This is a genomic window from Paraburkholderia bengalensis (genome assembly GCF_037126505.1).
Taxonomy (GTDB): Bacteria; Pseudomonadota; Gammaproteobacteria; order Burkholderiales; family Burkholderiaceae; genus Paraburkholderia; species Paraburkholderia bengalensis.
In genome coordinates this window covers 42,643-62,175 of record NZ_JACFYJ010000024.1, presented here as the reverse complement: position 1 = coordinate 62,175, position 19,533 = coordinate 42,643, and the positions used below count along the sequence as shown (strand labels likewise).

Here is a 19,533-nt window from a genome sequence, read left to right as displayed (position 1 = left end):
CGTCCGTACGCGGCCTCTCGCAATCGCACACGCACGCACGCGCACAAGGAACCGACATGTCCACGATCAACTCTACGATCAACTCTACGATCAACTACAGCGACAAGATCCCCAACAACGTGAACCTTGCCGACGACCGCGCGCTGCAGCGCGCGCTCGAGCAATGGCAGCCGAACTTCCTGTCGTGGTGGGGCGACATGGGCCCTGACGGCTCGCACAACTTCGACGTGTATCTGCGCACGGCGACGAGCGTCGATCCCGGCGGCTGGGCGCATTTCGATTACGTGAAGATGCCGGACTATCGCTGGGGCATTTTTCTCGCGCCCGGCGACCAGGAGCGCAAGATCCATTTCGGCGAGCACAAGGGCGAAGCCGCGTGGCAGGACGTGCCCGGCGAACATCGCGCGAACCTGCGCCGCATCATCGTCACGCAGGGCGATACCGAGCCGGCTTCCGTCGAGCAGCAGCGTCATCTCGGGCTGACGGCGCCGTCGATGTACGACTTGCGCAACCTGTTCCAGGTGAACGTCGAGGAAGGGCGGCATCTGTGGGCGATGGTGTATCTGCTGCACCGCTACTTCGGCCGTGACGGACGCGAGGAAGCGGAGGCGCTGCTCGGCCGCCGTTCGGGCGACGACGACAACCCGCGCATTCTCGGCGCATTCAACGAGAAAACGCCCGACTGGCTCGCGTTCTACATGTTCACGTATTTCACCGACCGCGACGGCAAATTCCAGTTGAGCGCGCTCGCGGAATCCGGCTTCGATCCTCTCGCGCGCACCACGAAGTTCATGTTGACGGAGGAAGCGCATCACATGTTCGTCGGCGAGTCGGGTGTGTCGCGCGTCGTGCAGCGCACCGCGCAGGTGATGAACGAACTGAAGACGGACGACGCGAGCAGGATTCGCGCGGCGGGCGTGATCGATTTGCCGACCATCCAGCGCTACCTGAATTTCCACTACTCGGTGACCATCGATCTGTTCGGCGCGGATCAGTCGTCGAATGCGGCGACGTTCTATAGTTCGGGCCTGAAGGGCCGCTTCGAAGAAACGAAGCGCGACGACGATCATCAACTGATCGGCCAGAACTACAGGCTGCTCGATGTCGCGGACGGCAAGCTCGTCGAGCGCGAAGTGCCCATGCTCAACGCAATGAACGAAGTGCTGCGCGACGACTACATCAAGGATTCGGTGGCGGGTGTCGGGCGCTGGAACAAGGTGCTGGAAAAAGCCGGCATCGATTTCCGGCTGACGGTGCCGCACAAGGCGTTCAACCGGCAGATCGGCACGTTTGCCGGTACGCGCGTGTCGCCCGATGGCCGCGTGATTGCAGAGTCGGAATGGGCCGCCAACGAAGCGAAATGGCTGCCGACGGCCGAAGACCGCGCGTTCGTCGCATCGCTGATGGGGCGCGTTGCCGAGCCTGGCAAGTTTGCTAACTGGATCGCACCGCCCGCGATGGGCATCAACCGTCAACCTGTCGATTTCGAATACGTGCGCTTCAACTGACCGCGGCACGGCGCCGGCAAGTTGCGAAAGCGGGAGAGAGAATCATCATGAACGCGCCTGTATCGATCGACATCCTGAAGCAACATCTGATCGATCCGGAGATCTGCATTCGCTGCAACACGTGCGAAGAGACCTGTCCCATCGATGCGATTACGCACGACGGCACGAACTATGTCGTTATGCCCGACGTGTGCAACGGTTGCATGGCCTGCGTGCCGCCGTGTCCGACGGGCGCAATCGACAACTGGCGCTCGGTGTTGAAGGCCGACGCGTACAGCATCGACGAGCAGTACACATGGGACGTGCTGCCCGAGCAGGGTACGATGGCGCTGCCGGCAGTTGCTGAAGCGCCCGCCAGTGATGCGTCCGCGCTCGTCGAGAGCACTTCTGAAGCTGAACGCATCGAAGTCGATACGGTGCGCGGCGCAGTAGTGCCGCCGTGGTCTGCGGCGCGTCCGTATGTGAATCTTTACACGCACAGGAATCCGACTACGGCGACGGTCGTCGGCAACTATCGGCTCACGGACGAAGCGACCGAAAGCGATATTCATCACATCGTGATCGATTTCGGCACGATGCCGTTCCCCGTGCTGGAAGGCCAATCGATCGGCATCCTGCCGCCGGGCAGCGCCGCCGATGGACGCGTGCATCACGCACGCCAGTATTCGATTGCGAGTCCGCGCGACGGCGAGCGGCCCGGCTACAACAACGTATCGCTGACCGTGAAGCGCGTGAAGCAGGACTATCACGGCAACGCGACGAGGGGCGTGTGCTCGAACTACCTGTGCGATTTGAAGAAGGGCGACGTGGTGAACGTGATCGGACCGTTCGGCAGCACGTTCCTGATGCCGAATCATCCGAACTCGCATTTGCTGATGATCTGCACGGGCACAGGCTCCGCGCCGATGCGCGCGATGACCGAGTACCGGCGCAGGCGCAGGCTGAAGGGCGCCACGGGCAAGCTGATGCTGTTCTTCGGTGCGCGCACGAAGGAAGAACTGCCTTACTTCGGTCCGCTGACGAATCTGCCGAAGGATTTCATCGATACCAATCTCGCATTTTCGCGCACGCCCGGCGAGCCGAAGCGCTACGTGCAGGACGCGATGCGCGAGCGTGCCGTCGATGTCGCGCAACTGCTTCGCGACGACAACACGTTTATCTACGTGTGCGGACTCAAGGGCATGGAGGACGGCGTGCTGCAGTCGCTGAAGGACATCGCCGAACAGCACGGCCTGGAGTGGGATGCGCTATGGCAACGGCTCAAGCGCGAAGGGCGCCTGCACCTCGAAACCTACTGAAACACGCGCGGGAGCACGCGTGCGGCGTCAGGCCGGAGACTTCGCGCCGCACGCGCGAATCACGAGTTGCACGACCTGCTCGGTCGCCGCATCGAAGGCCTTTTGCGACAATGCCCGCTTGCCGCCCAGCGCGCGTATCTGTGCGTCGAAATCCGCGTAGTGCTGCGTCGTTGCCCAGATCATGTACATCAAGGTAGGCGCATCGACATGCGCGAGCAGTCCGCGCGCGATCCAGTCGTCGATGACGGTCACACGCGTATCGAGCCATGGCTTCACGCGTTGTTCGAGAATGTCGTGCATGTGCTCCGCGCCGTGGATGATCTCGTTTGCCCACACCTTCGAGCCAAGCGGCCGCCGCCGCGACAGTTCCATTTTCGCGCGCACGTAGCCGCCGATGGCTTCGACGGGATCATCGCTGGCTTCGAACGTATTGGCCGCGCGATGCCAGTCTTCAAACAGGTCTTCGAGCACGCGCCGGTACAGCGCGAGCTTGGTTGGAAAGTAGTAATGGACGTTGGCTTTCGGTAAGCCCGCGCGCTCCGCGATCATTGCCGTGCTCGCACCTTCGAAGCCGCGCTCCGCAAAAACGGCTTCGGCGCAGGCCAGAAGATGCGCTTCGTTGCTCTCGCGGATGTGAGCTTTGCGCCGCCGCAAAGGCGCGGCCGTTTCGTCGTTATCGTTCGCACTCACTTCCGCTGCTTCCACTGGCTTGTCGTGTCTCATCGTTGGCCTCGCGCGGCGTCGTTGCCGCGTCGCGCTTCATTCTAGCCGCTCGCATCGCAATCCACATCCACGCTTGTGCTGACCTGCAAGCGTCGGCCCATACGCATGGTGCGCTGCAATGGCACGTTTCTCGCTCTGCATCGTCGCGCACGCTATTCGTTCGAAAGACGTTGATTTGATGATTTTAATCGGCTACAACCTGTCCAACCGGACAGGATTCGCGATGCATCAGACGCTTGGGGTTTACCGCGATATGGCGGCGCGCGAGTGGGCAAGACGTGCGTGCACGATATGCGTGCGCCCATGCCCCAAAGCGAATCCGGCATGTCCGCCGATGCACCCGTTTCACGTCGTCGCGAGAGGGCGCAACGCCGCTCGTGCCTGAACTGCAAACCGCGTTGATCCAGAGGAGCAAGACGAATGAATGCGGTATCCGAAGCGTTGAAGCAAGGACTCGACACGTCGATCACCGTCAACGGAAAGCGGCTGTGGGACAGCCTGATGACGATGGCGAAAATCGGCGCGACGCAAAAGGGCGGCGTCTGCCGCCTCGCGCTCACCGATCTCGACAAAGAGGGGCGCGACCTCATCGTCAGCTGGGCGAAAGAGGCGGGCTGCACAGTGAGCGTCGATCAGATGGGCAACGTGTTCATGCGGCGCGCGGGCACGAATCCCGATGCGCTGCCCGTGATGACGGGCTCGCACGCGGACTCGCAACCGACGGGCGGGCGCTTCGACGGCATCTATGGCGTGCTCGGCGGCCTCGAAGTGATCCGCAGCCTGAACGATCGCAACATCGAAACCGAGCATCCCATCGAAGTCGTGATCTGGACCAATGAGGAAGGCTCGCGCTTTGCGCCGGCGATGGTCGCATCGGGCGTATTCGCGGGCGTCTTCACGCTCGACTATGGCCTTTCTCGCAAGGACGTCGACGGCAAGACGATCGGCGAGGAACTGAAGCGCGTCGGCTACGCGGGCGAAGTGCCTTGCGGTGGACGCCCGTTGCACGCTGCGTTCGAATTGCACATCGAGCAGGGGCCGATACTCGAAGCAGAGCAGAAGACGATCGGTGTGGTCACCGATGCGCAAGGTCAGCGCTGGTACGAGATCACGCTGACGGGCCAGGAGGCGCATGCGGGCCCGACGCCGATGCCGCGCCGCAAGGACGCATTGCTGGGCGCGGCCCGCGTCGTCGATCTCGTCAACCGCATCGGCCTCGATCACGCGCCGCTCGCGTGCGCGACGGTGGGCATGATGCAGGTGCATCCGAACTCGCGCAACGTGATTCCGGGCCGCGTGTTCTTCACTGTCGATTTCCGCCATCCCGAGGACGCCGTGCTCGCGAAGATGGACGCCGAATTGCGCGAAGGCGTTGCGAAGATCGCGGACGGCATCGGCCTCGAAACGCAGCTCGAACAGATCTTCTACTACGAGCCCGTGAAATTCGACGCGGCGTGCGTGAAGTCCGTGCGTGCCGCCGCCGAGCGTTTCGGCTATGCGCATCGCGACATGGTGTCGGGCGCGGGTCACGACGCGTGCTATCTGTCGCAGGTCGCGCCGACGTCGATGGTATTCGTGCCGTGCGTTGACGGCATCAGTCACAACGAAATCGAAGACGCGACGCCCGAATGGATCGAGGCGGGCGCGAACGTGTTGCTGCACGCGATGCTGGAGCGCGCGTGCGAGCCTGCTTCATGACGGGCAGGTCGACGCTTTAACGCCTCACTGCTTTACCGATACAACACGCCGTCCCGGCTTCGTGCAAACGAAGCCGGCAGGCACGGCTACGTCCTCACCTTGACGAAGGAACGCGTATGGCCATCAAGCAAACGGGCGACATCGCCACGCATCGCCTGTCGTCCGAACAGCTTTCGTGCGAGTTCGCCGACATTGCGCCGCTGCTCGATCCCACGGCGGCCGCGGCGGCGGCGAGCCGCTGCCACTACTGCTACGACGCGCCGTGTGTGCAGGCGTGTCCGACGCAGATCGACATTCCCAGCTTCATCCGCAAGATCGGCAACGGCAATCTGAAGGGCGCCGCCACTGACATTCTGTCCGCGAATCCCTTGGGCGGCATGTGCTCGCGCGTGTGCCCGACGGAGATTCTTTGCGAAGGCGCCTGCGTGCGCAATCATCAGGATACGAAGCCCGTCGCGATAGGCGCACTGCAACGTCATGCCACCGACTGGGCGATGGCGCGCAACGCCGTGCAGTTCACCCGCGCGGCCGATAGCGGGCGGCATGTGGCCGTCGTCGGTGCAGGTCCGGCGGGGCTCGCGTGCGCGCATCGCCTTGCCGTGGCGGGCCATCGCGTGACGATCTACGACGCGCGGGCCAAAGGCGGCGGTCTCAACGAATACGGCATCGCCGCCTACAAGACGGTCGACGACTTCGCGCAGCGCGAGGTGCAATGGCTGCTGTCGGTGGGCGGCATCGAATTGAAAACAGGTGTCGCGCTCGGCCGTGACATGACGCTCGATGCGCTGCGCGAGCAGCACGACGCAGTGTTCCTTGCGATCGGTCTCGCAGGCGTGCGCGCGCTCAATCTCGAAGGAGAAGAATTGAGCGGCGTGATGGATGCTGTCGATTTCATCGAGCAGGTGCGGCAGGCGCACGACCTCGCGACGGTGCCTGTGGGACGCCGCGTGGTCGTGATCGGTGGCGGCAACACGGCCATTGATGCCGCCGTGCAAAGCCGCAAGCTCGGCGCGTCGAGTGTGACGATGGTGTATCGGCGCGGCGTCGAATCGATGAGCGCGACGTGGGCCGAGAGGGATTTCGCGCTGACGCAGGGCGTGACGCTCGTCACGCATGCGAAGCCCGTGCGCCTGGTTGGCCGCGACGGCGCGGTGACGGGCGTCGAGTTCGAACGCATCACGAACGACGGCAGCGCGGAGCGCCTCGCGCTCGATGCCGACATGGTGCTCAAGGCGATCGGGCAAACGCTCGTGCCCATCGGCCTCGCGCATGAACTGCTCACGCTCGATCAAAACCGCATTGGTGTCGACGCGGACATGCGCACGTCGCTCGACAAGGTGTGGGCCGGCGGCGATTGCGCGGCATCGGGCGGCGTCGATCTGACCGTGCAGGCCGTGCAGGACGGCAAGCTCGCAGCGGCATCGATCGATGCGGCATTTGCGCTCGCTGCGGTCAAAGCCGCGTGAAAGCGCAGTTTTCATGGAACGAACCGAATCCCCACGGAGCCGAACATGGCCGATCTACGCTGCACGATTGCCGGCATTACGTCGCCGAATCCTTTCTGGCTCGCGTCCGCGCCGCCCACCGACAAAGCCTACAACGTGAACCGCGCATTCGAGGCGGGCTGGGGCGGTGTCGTATGGAAGACGCTCGGGCTCGATCCGCATGTGGTCAATGTCAGCTCGCGTTACGGCGCGGTGCAATGGAATGGCCAGCGCATCGCGGGACTGAACAATATCGAGCTGATTACCGACCGGCCGCTCGACGTCAATCTGAAGGAAATCAGAGAGGTCAAGCGCGACTGGCCCGACCGTGCGTTGATCGTCTCGCTGATGGTGCCGTGCAACGAGCGCGACTGGAAATGGATCTTGCCGCTCGTCGAGGACACGGGCGCCGATGCGGTCGAACTGAACTTCGGCTGTCCGCATGGGATGAGCGAGCGCGGCATGGGCTCGGCTGTCGGCCAGGTGCCCGAATATGTCGAGATGGTCACGCGCTGGGTGAAGGAAGGCACGAAGCTGCCGTGCCTCGTCAAGCTCACGCCGAACATCAGCGATATCCGCATGGGCTCGCGCGCGGCCTACAAGGGCGGCGCCGATGGCGTGTCGCTGATCAACACGATCAACTCGATCGTCGCCGTCGATCTCGACCAGATGGCGCCGATGCCGACCGTCGACGGCAAGGGCACGCACGGCGGCTATTGCGGTCCCGCTGTGAAGCCGATCGCGCTGAACATGGTCGCTGAAATTGCGCGTGACGCGGAAACGCCGAACCTGCCCATTTCCGGCATCGGCGGCATTTCGACGTGGCGCGATGCGGCCGAGTTCATGGTGCTCGGCGCGGGCAGCGTGCAGGTATGCACGGCCGCGATGCATTACGGCTTTCGCATCGTCTCCGATCTCGCCGACGGCCTGTCGAACTGGATGGACGAAAAAGGCTACGCGACGCTCGACGACATCCGCGGCCGCGCCGTGCCGAACGTCACCGACTGGAAGTACCTGAACCTCAAGTACGACATCAAGGCGCGCATCGATCAGGACAAGTGCATTCAGTGCGGCCTCTGTCACATTGCGTGCGAGGACACGTCGCATCAGGCGATCACGCGCGAGAAAGACGGCAAGCGTCATTTCGAAGTGGTCGATGCGGAATGCGTCGGGTGCAATCTTTGCATGCATGTGTGCCCCGTCGAGCAATGCATCACGATGGAGCGTGTCGACAGCGGCGAGTATGCGAACTGGACCACGCATCCGAACAACCCGGCGCGCGTGGCGGCAGACACCTCTGGGACCGTGGATGCGCAGCAAGCGGCGAAAGCAGCGTGACGGGACGACTGCAACGCGCCGGACGCGTTTGAGGCAGCACGACAATAAAGCGCATGGCAACCAATAGTCAACGAGCGGTCAAGTGGAGATCCATTGATGAAGCAGACAGCGCAATCCGCCGATGCGTTCAACGCATCCGGCGCGCACGGCAGCAGTCTCTATAACGACGACCTCGCGCCGACGGGCACGGCGCAGCGCACGTGGAAGTGGTATCACTTCGCGGCGTTGTGGGTCGGCATGGTGATGAACATCGCGTCGTACATGCTCGCGGCCGGCTTGACGGAAGAGGGCATGTCGCCGTGGCAGGCGGTCGCGACCGTGCTGCTCGGCAATCTGATCGTGCTGGTGCCGATGCTGTTGATCGGCCACGCGGGCGCGAAGCACGGCATTCCGTACGCGGTGCTGGTGCGCTCGTCGTTCGGCACGCAGGGCGCGAAGCTGCCTGCGATGCTGCGCGCCGTCGTCGCGTGCGGCTGGTACGGCATCCAGACGTGGCTTGGCGGCAGCGCGATCTATACGCTGCTCAACATCCTGACGGGCAACGCGCTGCATGGCGCGGCGCTGCCGTTTCTCGATATTTCGATTGGGCAGCTCGCGTGCTTTCTCGCGTTCTGGGCCTTGCAGATCTACTTCATCGTGCACGGCACGGATTCGATTCGCTGGCTCGAAAGCTGGTCGGCGCCCATCAAGGTTGTGATGTGCATCGCGCTCGTCTGGTGGGCGACGTCGAAGGCGGGCGGCGTCGGCTCGATGCTGTCGGCGCCTTCGCAGTTCGTGGCGGGCGGCAAAAAAGAGGGGCTGTTCTGGCTCACGTTCTGGCCGGGCCTCACGGCGATGGTCGGCTTCTGGGCGACGCTCGCGCTGAACATCCCCGACTTCACGCGCTTTGCGAAGACTCAGCGCGATCAGATCGTCGGCCAGTCGATCGGTTTGCCCGTGCCGATGGCGTTGCTGTCGGTGATCTCGGTCGTGGTCACGTCGGCGACGGTCGTGATCTACGGCAAGGCGATCTGGGACCCGATCGATCTGACGAGCCGCATGACGGGCATCGGTGTCGGCGTGGCGCTCATCATCCTCACGCTCGATACGATGTGCTGCAATCTCGCGGCGAATCTCGTCGGCCCCGCGTATGACTTTTCGAGCCTGTGGCCGAAGGCGATTTCGTATCGAACGGGCGGCCTGATCACGGCGACGATCGCCATCGTGATGATGCCTTGGAAGATTCTCGCGACCACGCAAGGCTACATCTTCACGTGGCTCGTCGGCTATTCGGCGCTGCTCGGGCCTGTCGCGGGCATCCTGATGGTCGACTACTTCTTCATTCGCGGCACGCGCCTCGATCAGCGCGAACTGTTCGACGAGAACGGCGAATACAGCTACACAGGCGGCTGGAATATCGCGGCTGTCGTCGCGCTCGTGATCGGTGTGCTGCCGAATCTGCCCGGCTTTCTGCACACCGCGTTTCCCGCTGCGTTCCCGAACGTGCCCGCATTCTTCAACACGCTTTACACGTATGCGTGGTTCGTGGGACTGGCGCTGGCGTCGATCGTGTACGGCACATGGATGAAGTCGCGCCGCAGTCCGGGCGCCAGCATGGCAAGCGCGTGATCCCCTGATTGCGTGATTCAACGGAGGAGGCAACCGATGACAACCCTGATTCGCGGCGGCACGGTGATCGGTGCGGACCGCAGCTACAAGGCCGATGTGCTGATCGCGGACCCGCAGGACGGCGGCACGATCCTGCAGGTCGAGCGCACGATCGATCCGCCCGCGGGCGCGACGATCGTCGATGCGCACGACCAGTATGTGATGCCAGGCGGGATCGATCCGCACACGCACATGGAATTGCCGTTCATGGGCACGACGGCCAGCGACGACTTCTACACGGGCACGGCCGCGGGCCTGTCCGGCGGCACGACGAGCATCATCGACTTCGTCATTCCGAGCCCGAAGCAGCCGTTGATGGACGCGTTCAGGCAGTGGCGCGGCTGGGCCGAGAAAGCCTCGGCGGATTACGGCTTTCACGTGGCCGTGACGTCGTGGGACGATTCCGTCTATCGCGACATGGGCACGCTCGTGCATGAGCATGGCGTGTCGAGCTTCAAGCACTTCATGGCCTACAAGAACGCGATCATGGCCGACGACGAAGTGCTCGTGAACAGCTTCTCGCGCTCGCTCGAACTCGGCGCGCTGCCGACCGTTCATGCGGAAAACGGCGAACTGGTGTTCCAGTTGCAAAAGCAGCTTTTGGCCAAGGGTTTCAAGGGACCGGAAGCGCATCCGTTGTCGCGCCCGCCCGAAGTGGAAGGCGAGGCCGCGAATCGCGCGATCCGCATTGCACAGGTGCTCGGCGTGCCCGTGTACATCGTGCATGTGTCGTCAAGAGAAGCCGTCGAAGCGATTTCGCGCGCGCGCAACGAAGGGCAGCGTGTGTTCGGCGAGGTGTTGCCGGGGCATCTGGTGATCGACGAAGCGGTCTATCGTGATCCCGACTGGACGCGCGCCGCCGCGCACGTGATGAGCCCGCCGTTTCGCACGAGCGAGCATCGCGAGGCGTTGTGGCGCGGCCTGCAGTCGGGCCAGCTTCACACGACGGCCACCGATCACTGCGTGTTCTGCGCATCGCAGAAAGCGATGGGCCGTGAAGACTTCACGAAGATTCCGAACGGCTGCGGCGGCGTCGAAGACCGGATGTCGGTGCTATGGCACGAGGGCGTGAACAAAGGGCGCATCACGCCGAACGAGTTCGTGCGCATCACGTCGGCGAACGCGGCGCAGATCTTCAATCTGTATCCGCGCAAGGGCGCCGTGCAGGTCGGCGCGGATGCGGACCTGGTGGTTTGGGACCCGTCCGCGACGAAGACGATCTCGGTGAAGACGCATCACCAGAAAGTCGACTTCAACGTGTTCGAAGGGATGACGGTGCAGGGCGTCGCGATGCACACGTTCACGCGCGGCGCGCATGCGTGGGCCGACGGCGATCTGCGCGCGCAGCGCGGCGCCGGACAGTATCTGAAGCGCCCGCCCAACGCCCCGTACTACGATGCCGTGCGTGTCGCAAACAAACTGAAGGAGCCGCATCCCGTCGAGCGCTGAAGATCGCGCCGCCCGGCTTGCCGCTGTCGTCGTATGGCTCGGCCGCTCCCGCATTGCGCGGCGGGAGCGGCCGTTTTCGTTTTCGGTTATCCTTGCGCGCTTTGCCGCAGCGGGCCGGCGCCCGCCATGACGGCCGGCGGCGAGTGCAGACGGCGAAAAACGGCGCAGGCCGCACCAAGGCCCCATGCGCTGCAGGGGATTGGGCCGTCCCCGTATACTTGCGCATTGCCAACCCCATTTTTTCGGTCTAGCTTATTCCGCCTCGGCATATTGATAAGCCCTGAAATGCGTTGTGGAAATAAGGACCGTTTGCTACAGTCCGCCCACGCTGCCGGACGGGTGTTCCGGCAGTCGCACGCATAACCGGATAAAACGAACCTCGGAGCACAACCCTATGAAGTCGATTCGATCCCTTCTGCTGATCGGCCTGCTGCAAGTCGCGACGGCGACGGCCGCATTCGCCGCCGACGACCTCGCGAAAATCAAGTCCGCCGGCGAGTTCAAGATCGGCACGGAAGGCACGTACGCGCCGTTCACGTTCCATGATGCATCGAACCAGCTGACGGGCTTCGACGTCGAAATCGGCCGCGAGATCGCCAAGCGCCTCGGCGTGAAGCCGGTGTTCGTCGAAGGCAAGTGGGACGGGCTGATCGCGGGTCTCGACGCGAACCGCTACGACGCCGTGATCAACGAAGTGGCCGTTACCGACGCGCGCAAGCAGAAGTACGACTTCTCGGAGCCGTACATCGTGTCGCACGCCGCGCTGATCGTGCGTTCGGACAACAACACGATCAAGAGCTTCGACGACCTGAAGGGCAAGAAGTCTGCCAACACGCTGACCAGCAACTTCGGCAAGATCGCCGCCGCTCATGGCGCGGAAGTGGTGCCCGTGCAGGGCTTCAACGAATCGATCGATCTGCTGACGTCGGGCCGGGTCGATGCGACGGTCAACGACTCGCTGTCGTTCCTCGACTTCAAGAAGCACAAGCCGGACGCGAAGGTGAAGATCGCCGCCGTCGATACGGCGTCGGATAGCTCGGACCATTCGGCTGTGCTGATCCGCAAGGGCAATCCCGATCTGCAGGCTGCCATCAACAAGGCACTCGCCGACATGAAGGCCGACGGCACCTACGCGAAGATCTCCGAAAAGTACTTCGGCAAAGACGTTTCCAAGTAAGCACGAAAGGCGAGTCTGAAACATGCCTGCATGGTTGCACCTGATGGGTGAATCGCTGTGGCCGCTGCTGTACGCGGGCCTGGTGTTCACCGTGCCGTTGACGCTCGTGTCGTTTGCCATCGGCCTTGCGCTCGCGTTCATCGTCGCGCTCGCCCGCCTGTTCGGGCCGGGCTGGTCGGTTGCGATCGTGCGCTTCTACGTGTGGCTGTTTCGCGGCTCGCCGCTGCTCGTGCAGCTATTCGTGATCTTCTACGGCTTGCCGAATGTCGGCATCGTGCTCGATCCGTTGACGGCTGCGATCATCGGCTTTTCGCTGAACGTCGGCGCGTACAACTCGGAAGTGATTCGCGGTGTGATCGAGTCGATTCCGAAGGGACAATGGGAAGCCGCGTACTCGATGGGCATGACGCGCGCGCAGGCGCTGCGCCGCGCGATCCTGCCGCAGGCGGCGCGCGTCGCGTTGCCGCCGCTGTCGAACTCGTTCATCGCGCTCGTGAAGGACACGTCGCTCGCCGCCGTGCTGACCGTGCCGGAGATTTTCCAGGCCGCGCAGCGCATCGCGTCGGTGACGTACGAGCCGCTGATCCTCTACACGGAAGCCGCGCTGATCTACCTTGTGTTCAGCTCGGTGCTGTCGTCCGCCCAGGTGCGCCTCGAACGCCGCTTTGGCCGTCATGCGCTTTTCACATCGGGTAACTGAACGATGATCCGCCTCGAAAAAATCGAAAAGTATTTCGGCGATCATCGCGTGCTGAACAGCGTCGATCTGAAGCTCGAACAAGGCAACGTGACGGCGCTGATCGGTCCGTCGGGCAGTGGCAAGAGCACGTTGTTGCGTTGCGTGAACCTGCTCGAAATTCCCGAAGCGGGCTCGCTCGAACTCGGCGATCAGCGCATCCAGTTCAGCCGCACCGAAAAGCCGTCGAAGGAATCGGTGCTGGCGATCCGCCGCCGCACGGGCATGGTGTTCCAGAACTTTCAGCTGTTCCCGCACCGGACCGTGATCGAGAACGTGATGGAAGGGCTCATCACCGTGCAGAAGTGGGACCGCGAACGCGCGCGCGTGCGCGCGCTTGAACTGCTGGAAAAGGTCGGCATCGCGCACAAGGCCGATGCGTGGCCCGTCACGCTGTCGGGCGGCCAGCAGCAGCGCGTGGCGATCGCGCGGGCGCTCGCGCCTTCGCCCGAAGTGCTGTTGTGCGACGAGCCCACGTCCGCGCTCGATCCGGGCCTTGCTGCCGAAGTGGTCGAAGTGCTGCGCCAACTGGCGAAGGAAGGCATGACGATGCTGATGGCGACGCACGATCTGCGCCTTGCCGCATCGATCGCGCGCGATGTGGTCTTTCTCAGCAACGGTTCGATCGTCGAGCAGGGTCCGTCGCGCGACATCTTCATGCGGCCGAAGCAGGCCGAAACCGCCGAGTTCGTGTCGACGCTCACGCAGGCGCTGCCGGAAAGCTGGTCGGATTAAGCTTCGTCGAGTGCAGAAGCATGACTGAAAGGGCGCCTGCGGGCGCCCTTGCTGCTCGCGCAAGGCCTGCCGGCGATGCCCGCGAGGGGCAGCCAGGCTACAATGGCCGTCGCCCTGAACCACGGAAAACCGATGAAGACCCGCCTTCCTGTTATCGCATGCTGCATGGTTGCCGCCTTGTCCGCGGGATGCGCGGCCGTGTACAAGAACACGAGCGCGTGCGAGCAGATGATGCGTCAGTCGGCCAGCGAGGTCACGGCCGCTGACACGCTGAGCATCAGCCACGCGGGCGCGGGCATCAACGGCAGCCGTGTCGTCGTCGAAGGCACGCTCGCGCATCCGCAGACGGCGTCGGAAGCCGCCGCTGCCAAGCCGCCCAACACCAACATCATCGAAGCCGGGCTGCTCGCGCCCGTCGCGGCCGCGATCCAGAAGTCCAAGCCGCCGAAGACCGTCGCGCCCGCCGCTGTCGAATGCACGTTCGACGCGAACGGCCTGAGCGCGTTCCGCTGGCTCTCGCCGCCGCGCCTCGCCAAACCCGCGACGGCGTCGGGCGAAGAAGAACACTCCGACAACTGATTCCATCGCTGCGCCCTCTGCGCTTCCTTCTTCGGCACGCATGCTGCGACGCACGCGCCGTCCCGAAAGCGCCGTGCTAGCATTTCTGCGTGCAACGCACACGTCAGGAGGGCAGCATGGACGGCTTCGTCAGACATCAGATTGAAGGCGCATCCGTCGATATCGACGTGGTCCCCGCCACGCCGCGCGGCTACAGCGCGCGCTTTCGCATCTTTCGCGACGCCGCTGACGATCCCGAATGGCATCACGTCCACGTGTCGGGCTGCGTATTCGACACGCGCGAAGAGGCCGAAGAAGCCGCACGTTCGATGGCATACGAAAGCGTGCTCGGGCGCGGCGGCGCATAGCGCGCGACCGAGCGCGTTTTCGGCAGTGCGTTTCTCTTTTATTCCTTCCTTGCCGCTTTCCTGAAGCTTTCGCATGACGGCGTTGGCCGTCGTGCGAATTCCTTTTCCTCGCCACCACGCCGCGCGCAGCCTGAGTTGGTGGGTGTGCGGTATCTGCTTGCGCTTCCACGAATGCCTGTTTTGGGAGTTTTCTTGTATTGACCGTTGAAATGTCTCCGTAGGATTTGCCTGTCGTGACCGACATCGAAGAAGTGGCGGTGCGTAGGAGGCATCCTCGTGGGACATAGGCTCTGTCGTATAGCGAATATCGGCTTTTCAATAGTTCGGTATCCGAATCAATAGGGCTTGAGACCCGACGATGCTGCGTTTTCGGAAGAAGCGTTGTTATCCGTATCAAGGGTGGGAATGAGCAATCGGTATAGCGTAGGGGATGTTCAACGGGCGTCGGCTGGCCGTTTCGATGCACGCGCAGCGTGGCGCAAAACGGTGCGCAAGGGGCGTCGTGGGCGCACCGGCATGGTCGTTGCCGTGAGTGTCGGGACATTGGCATGGGTGACGCCCGCGCGCGCGGCCGTCACCGACTACATCGCGGTCAGCAATACGGTGATGACGGGCGCGCCGACCATGGCCACGAACGATCTGAACACAATGGCCATCGGGCCGTCCGCAGAGGCATCGGGCATTGATGCGCTGGCTGTCGGCGCGGGTGCGGCCGCGGACCGCAGCGGCTCGACGGCTGTCGGCGCGCTGACGGACGCGCTCGCCATCAATTCGACCGCGATTGGTTATGGCGCGTCGACAGGCTTCACCGCGGACAGGGCGGTGTCGATCGGCTATATGTCGTCGGCGGACGGGTTGGATTCACTGGGACTCGGTTCATTCGCGATCGCGATGGGGCAGCGTAGCGTGGCCATCGGCGTGAATGCCTTCGCGGGTTCGGCACAGGACGGACTCGCGTTGGGATCGAACAGCCTCAACCTGGCGAGCGGCGCGGTGGCGTTGGGCGCGAACGCAAAGGCCGACCGGGCGAACACAGTGTCGGTCGGCAATTCGGCGTTGCAGCGGCAGATCGTCAACGTTGCGGCGGGCACGATGGACACCGACGCCGTCAACGTGAGCCAGTTGCGCAACGCGGTCTCGGCGGGCGTCGCCGATGCCGTGACGTACGATTCGTCCGCACACGACGTCGTCACGCTGGGTGGTGCGGGCGCCAGCGTTCCCGTACGACTTGCCAATGTGGCGAGTGGCTCAATTGACCCGGGCAGTCGTGAGGCAATCAATGGAAGCCAGCTGTATGGGTTCGGCGCGAGTGTGGCAGCAGCGTTGGGCGGGGACGCCGCCGTCGCGTCCAACGGCACGCTGATCGCGCCCACCTATCGCATCGGCGGGAGCGTGTTCCGCAATGTCGGCGACGCGCTTGGCAATCTCGACAGCCGCGTCGCCAGCAACACCACCGCAATCGACGATATCAACGTCGCGCTCAGCAACGTGGTGAACAACGGAATCGAATCGCGCTATTTCCACGCGAACTCGACACTCGCTGATTCGCTCGCGGTGGCGCCCGAATCCGTTGCGATTGGGGGTGGCGCGCAGGCCGCGTTTGCCGGTTCGGTTGCGATCGGCGCGAATGCCGTGACCGATCGCGCCAATTCGGTGTCGGTCGGCTCTGCTGGCAATGAGCGGCAGATCACGCATGTCGCCGCGGGCACAGCCGATACGGATGCCGTCAACGTTGCGCAGTTGAAGCAGGCAGGCCTCGTCGACGGCAACGGCCACGTGACGAGCGCGGTCGTCTACGACAACGCCGGCGGGCAGGTCGATTACGGCAGCGTGACCTTGGGACAGGGTGCCGCGGGCGGCACGGTGATTCACAATCTGGCCAACGGTGTCCTTTCCAGCGACGCGGTCAATCTCGGACAGTTGAACGAGGCGCTGAGCAGCGTCATGAATGTGCAGGCGCAAGGGTCGGGGACGCCGTTCCTGAGTGCAAACGGCGATGACGTCATGGAAGCGGCATCCGCAACGGGCACCCATGCAACTGCCCTCGGCGCTGCGGCAATCGCCAACGGCGATCAGGCAACGGCGCTCGGCAGCGGTGCGCAAGCAAACGGCGCGACGGCGACGGCGGTGGGCGCGCAGGCTACCGTCCACGCCGCCAACGCTTCAGCGTTCGGCGCCGGCAGCCAGGCATTGGCTGATGGTGCAGTCGCGCTTGGCGCAGGCTCGGTTGCGGATCGGGCGAACAGTGTTTCTGTCGGACAGGCAGGGAGTGAGCGGCAGATCGTCAACGTCGCGCCAGGCACGCGAGGCACCGATGCCGTCAACCTGAACCAACTGAATGCTGCCATCGACCAGACCTATCGGTCGCTGAACGACCTCGACAGAAGTACGCGCAAGGGCATCGCGTCAGCCTCGGCATTGCAGATCGTCACGCCCTATCTGCCGGGGCGAACCACGCTCAATGCAGGCGTTGCCGGCTATCGCGGGCAGGCCGCATTCGGGTTGGGCGTATCCCGCTGGAACGACAAGGGGACGGTCAACTTCAACGCGGGCGTGGCGTCCGCAGGTAGCAACAGCACCGTCGTGCGTGCGGGTATCGGCATCGTGATCGGCGACTGATCTCCGCATGGGAGGCTGGCGTGCGTGGCGTGTTCTTGTCACGCACGCCTCATCCTGCGATACCGCTGGAACGGAGCACGTCGGGTCAGATCAGACGTGCTCACGTCGGCTCAGAATGCGTAGAACGGTCCCGTTCCAGCGGAGGTCAGGCGCGATTCGATCGCCGTGTAGATGCGCCGTCCGTAGAAGAACGGCAGGCCCCAGTTGAACGCGCTCGATGGCCCGCCAAGGTTGTTGAACGCATTGTTGCGCGTGGCAAACAGTGTCTGCGCATTGGCGACAGAGAACGCGGGCGATACAGACGTGCCGTCTACGCCTGTCAACGTGGCCGTCATCGTCTGCAAGGATGCGGGGCACCACCAGACACCGCAACGTGCCATCGTCGTGCTTGGAAAGAAGAGCCCGTTCGAGCCGCTGTCGATAAAGCTTTGCGAGTAGGGCTGTCCGTTGAGCGAGGTTGTGACATAGCCGGTAATCGAGTTCGCTTTCAGCACGGTTGCGCCGCTGAGCGCATTGTTGGCCTGCGTGTCGATGCCGAAATAGATCGAGCCGTTGACGGTCGCCGCGCCGGCCGGACCGACCGTGGGCAGTTCGATCACGATGCCGTTGTTGTCGAGCGCAAACCGGCTGATCGGGTTTGTCACCTGCTGGTCGACCGGCTGCTTGCTGGACGTGCACGCGCCTGTCGAGTCGCATGCGTAGTACCAGCGAGGCAACGCAGAGGCGATACATCCGCCGCCGCAATCGACGGAGAACAGGCCGACACCCAGAATGCCATTCACGCGCAATCCGCTGGGCGTCATCATCGGCAAGCCGGACGCGGCGCAGTCGGACGGTACAGTGGGGACGGAAGGATCGCCGATCACCTGGATCGGAATGCCGCTCGCGAGTTGGCTTGCCATCCGGACGTCGGCGGTGCGCACGGCGCCCCACGTGAAGCCGGTGCCGAACACGCTGCATTCGCCGCTGACGCCTGTTGCGGTTCCTGCAGGCAAAGCCGCGGCGACCGCGGGCAGCGCAAGGCTCGCCGGCAGTTGCGACGCGAGTAGACGCAAGCCCTGAGAGCCGGTGTCGACCTGAACGTTGTCGATGGTCACGCAGTTAGCGGTGCCCGGCGCGCATACCGTCACGCTGGTCGTGAGCATGTTGCGGGTTTGCGTTGGCGTAGACGTGACAACGACGGGCTGGACGTTTGGAATCGTCGATTGCGGCACGCTGGCGGAGGACGGGTTGTCCGGCGCCGGTGCGGACGCTGCGAGCGTGCCGCTGGCGCTTGTACCCGACGAGGTTGTGGTCGTTTGGGACGAGTTGTTGGCGGTGCCCGTCGCGCCTGAGCCACCGCCGCCGCACCCTGCCAGCGCGACGACTGCGGCGAGCATGACCATGGCCATCTGCGCAAAGGCTGCCACGCGCGAAGATTGCGTATTCATCGCGGCCTCCGTTAGCGCAGATCGTTGGGTGAAACGCCGGGAGGAATCGCGGCGGGCAACCATGCGCGGCCAACGTAACTGCGCATTTGCCCGCCAGACTCCACGATCACGTCCGGCTGCTCGATTCGCGAAGCGTGTAACTGCCCCGACTCGTTGAATTGCTCGGTTGCTTTCGCGCGATATCGCTGTGCATACGGACCGAGCAATTGCGTGAGATCCGGCATCGTCGGACCTTGCCACGCGTAGGCGAACACGACGCCGTCGCGGCTCGCGTACTCGTTGATGGTAGTGCCGCCTGCGTCGACGCTCGAACGCACGCGGACGGTGCCATCTCCGAGCACGCGCAGCGCCGCGTTGTCTCTGGCCTGCATCGGTGGTGTCGTGCCGCCCAGCGCGGCGTGCGCGAGGTTCGAGGTCAACATGTTCGCGCCCAATGCAAACATGACTGACGCCGCGATCATGATCGCGGAATGGTTTTTGGTGAGTGTCATGACGCGGCCCCCAGGTTTTTGAGATCGTGATTTCAAGATATCACCGGGTTTTCGAGAGACCGGTCATGCCGGCTGCCTGGTCGCGCTCGTATCTCAAAAGGAGGGACGCGGTTCGGAGGTGATTTGTCTATAAAAATCAACCGTCTGGATCGGTAAAAAAGAACGCTTGTGTCGTGGCGAAAATCATGGCGAAACGTTAAATTTCGACTCGAAAGTCCGTCCGGAATGCCGGCGGCGCGACGCATTATGAGATGATGCGGGCGGCTTTCAGGCC

General features: G+C 63.6%; 17 protein-coding genes. 14 read left to right on the top strand and 3 right to left on the bottom strand.

Annotated elements, in window-relative coordinates; genetic code table 11:
- The first annotated feature begins 56 nt into the window (after positions 1–56).
- Together boxB and boxA are read left to right on the top strand one after the other, a co-directional pair.
- Positions 57–1,508 carry a benzoyl-CoA 2,3-epoxidase subunit BoxB gene (boxB, locus tag H3V53_RS16625; protein WP_336598862.1) on the top strand — a complete coding sequence of 484 codons (1,452 nt, stop codon included), beginning with the start codon at positions 57–59 and terminating at the stop codon, positions 1,506–1,508.
- 47 nt (positions 1,509–1,555) lie between these two features.
- Positions 1,556–2,806: a benzoyl-CoA 2,3-epoxidase subunit BoxA gene (gene boxA / locus H3V53_RS16620; RefSeq protein WP_336598861.1), complete on the top strand. Its 1,251-nt coding sequence runs from the start codon at positions 1,556–1,558 to the stop codon at positions 2,804–2,806.
- Between the two features lie 27 nt (positions 2,807–2,833).
- On the opposite strand, the gene H3V53_RS16615 is transcribed toward boxA, so the two are convergent.
- Positions 2,834–3,529, bottom strand: coding sequence for a TetR family transcriptional regulator C-terminal domain-containing protein (locus H3V53_RS16615; protein ID WP_054924874.1), 696 nt, complete (start codon positions 3,527–3,529; stop codon positions 2,834–2,836).
- 118 nt (positions 3,530–3,647) lie between these two features.
- Here H3V53_RS16615 and H3V53_RS16610 point away from each other — a divergent pair, with 118 nt between their 5' ends.
- The 12 genes from H3V53_RS16610 (at position 3,648) to H3V53_RS16555 (ending at position 17,338) form a co-directional block, all read left to right on the top strand.
- A complete protein-coding gene (locus H3V53_RS16610) occupies positions 3,648–3,914 on the top strand; it encodes a hypothetical protein (protein WP_336598860.1) in 267 nt (88 codons plus the stop codon).
- 35 nt (positions 3,915–3,949) lie between these two features.
- A complete protein-coding gene (locus H3V53_RS16605) occupies positions 3,950–5,227 on the top strand; it encodes a Zn-dependent hydrolase (RefSeq protein WP_336598859.1) in 1,278 nt (425 codons plus the stop codon).
- Positions 5,228–5,343: 116 nt separating this feature from the next.
- Positions 5,344–6,693: an NAD(P)-dependent oxidoreductase gene (locus tag H3V53_RS16600; protein WP_336598858.1), complete on the top strand. Its 1,350-nt coding sequence runs from the start codon at positions 5,344–5,346 to the stop codon at positions 6,691–6,693.
- 45 nt (positions 6,694–6,738) lie between these two features.
- Complete coding sequence (preA, locus tag H3V53_RS16595; protein WP_336598857.1) at positions 6,739–8,049, top strand: NAD-dependent dihydropyrimidine dehydrogenase subunit PreA; 1,311 nt, start codon at positions 6,739–6,741, stop codon at positions 8,047–8,049.
- A 96-nt stretch (positions 8,050–8,145) separates the two neighbouring features.
- Positions 8,146–9,657 carry an NCS1 family nucleobase:cation symporter-1 gene (locus H3V53_RS16590; RefSeq protein WP_336598856.1) on the top strand — a complete coding sequence of 504 codons (1,512 nt, stop codon included), beginning with the start codon at positions 8,146–8,148 and terminating at the stop codon, positions 9,655–9,657.
- Between the two features lie 36 nt (positions 9,658–9,693).
- The gene (gene hydA, locus H3V53_RS16585; RefSeq protein WP_336598855.1) at positions 9,694–11,145 is read left to right on the top strand and encodes a dihydropyrimidinase; all 1,452 of its coding nucleotides are present in this window, start codon (positions 9,694–9,696) and stop codon (positions 11,143–11,145) included.
- Positions 11,146–11,539: 394 nt separating this feature from the next.
- Complete coding sequence (locus H3V53_RS16580) at positions 11,540–12,322, top strand: transporter substrate-binding domain-containing protein (protein ID WP_054924865.1); 783 nt, start codon at positions 11,540–11,542, stop codon at positions 12,320–12,322.
- 22 nt (positions 12,323–12,344) lie between these two features.
- Positions 12,345–13,022 carry an ABC transporter permease subunit gene (locus H3V53_RS16575; RefSeq protein WP_054924864.1) on the top strand — a complete coding sequence of 226 codons (678 nt, stop codon included), beginning with the start codon at positions 12,345–12,347 and terminating at the stop codon, positions 13,020–13,022.
- Positions 13,023–13,025: 3 nt separating this feature from the next.
- Complete coding sequence (locus H3V53_RS16570) at positions 13,026–13,793, top strand: amino acid ABC transporter ATP-binding protein (RefSeq protein WP_336598854.1); 768 nt, start codon at positions 13,026–13,028, stop codon at positions 13,791–13,793.
- A gap of 132 nt (positions 13,794–13,925) precedes the next feature.
- Entirely contained in the window at positions 13,926–14,372 is a 447-nt protein-coding gene (locus H3V53_RS16565; RefSeq protein ID WP_336598853.1) for a hypothetical protein, read from the top strand.
- Positions 14,373–14,488: 116 nt separating this feature from the next.
- Positions 14,489–14,719 carry a hypothetical protein gene (locus tag H3V53_RS16560; RefSeq protein ID WP_054924859.1) on the top strand — a complete coding sequence of 77 codons (231 nt, stop codon included), beginning with the start codon at positions 14,489–14,491 and terminating at the stop codon, positions 14,717–14,719.
- Between the two features lie 516 nt (positions 14,720–15,235).
- Entirely contained in the window at positions 15,236–17,338 is a 2,103-nt protein-coding gene (locus H3V53_RS16555) for a YadA family autotransporter adhesin (RefSeq protein WP_336598852.1), read from the top strand.
- Positions 17,339–17,448: 110 nt separating this feature from the next.
- Here the strand turns inward: H3V53_RS16555 and H3V53_RS16550 are convergent, their stop codons facing one another.
- Positions 17,449–18,768 carry a DUF3443 domain-containing protein gene (locus H3V53_RS16550; RefSeq protein WP_336598851.1) on the bottom strand — a complete coding sequence of 440 codons (1,320 nt, stop codon included), beginning with the start codon at positions 18,766–18,768 and terminating at the stop codon, positions 17,449–17,451.
- Positions 18,769–18,779: 11 nt separating this feature from the next.
- Entirely contained in the window at positions 18,780–19,259 is a 480-nt protein-coding gene (locus tag H3V53_RS16545; protein WP_336598850.1) for a DUF2844 domain-containing protein, read from the bottom strand.
- Positions 19,260–19,533 lie beyond the last annotated feature (274 nt).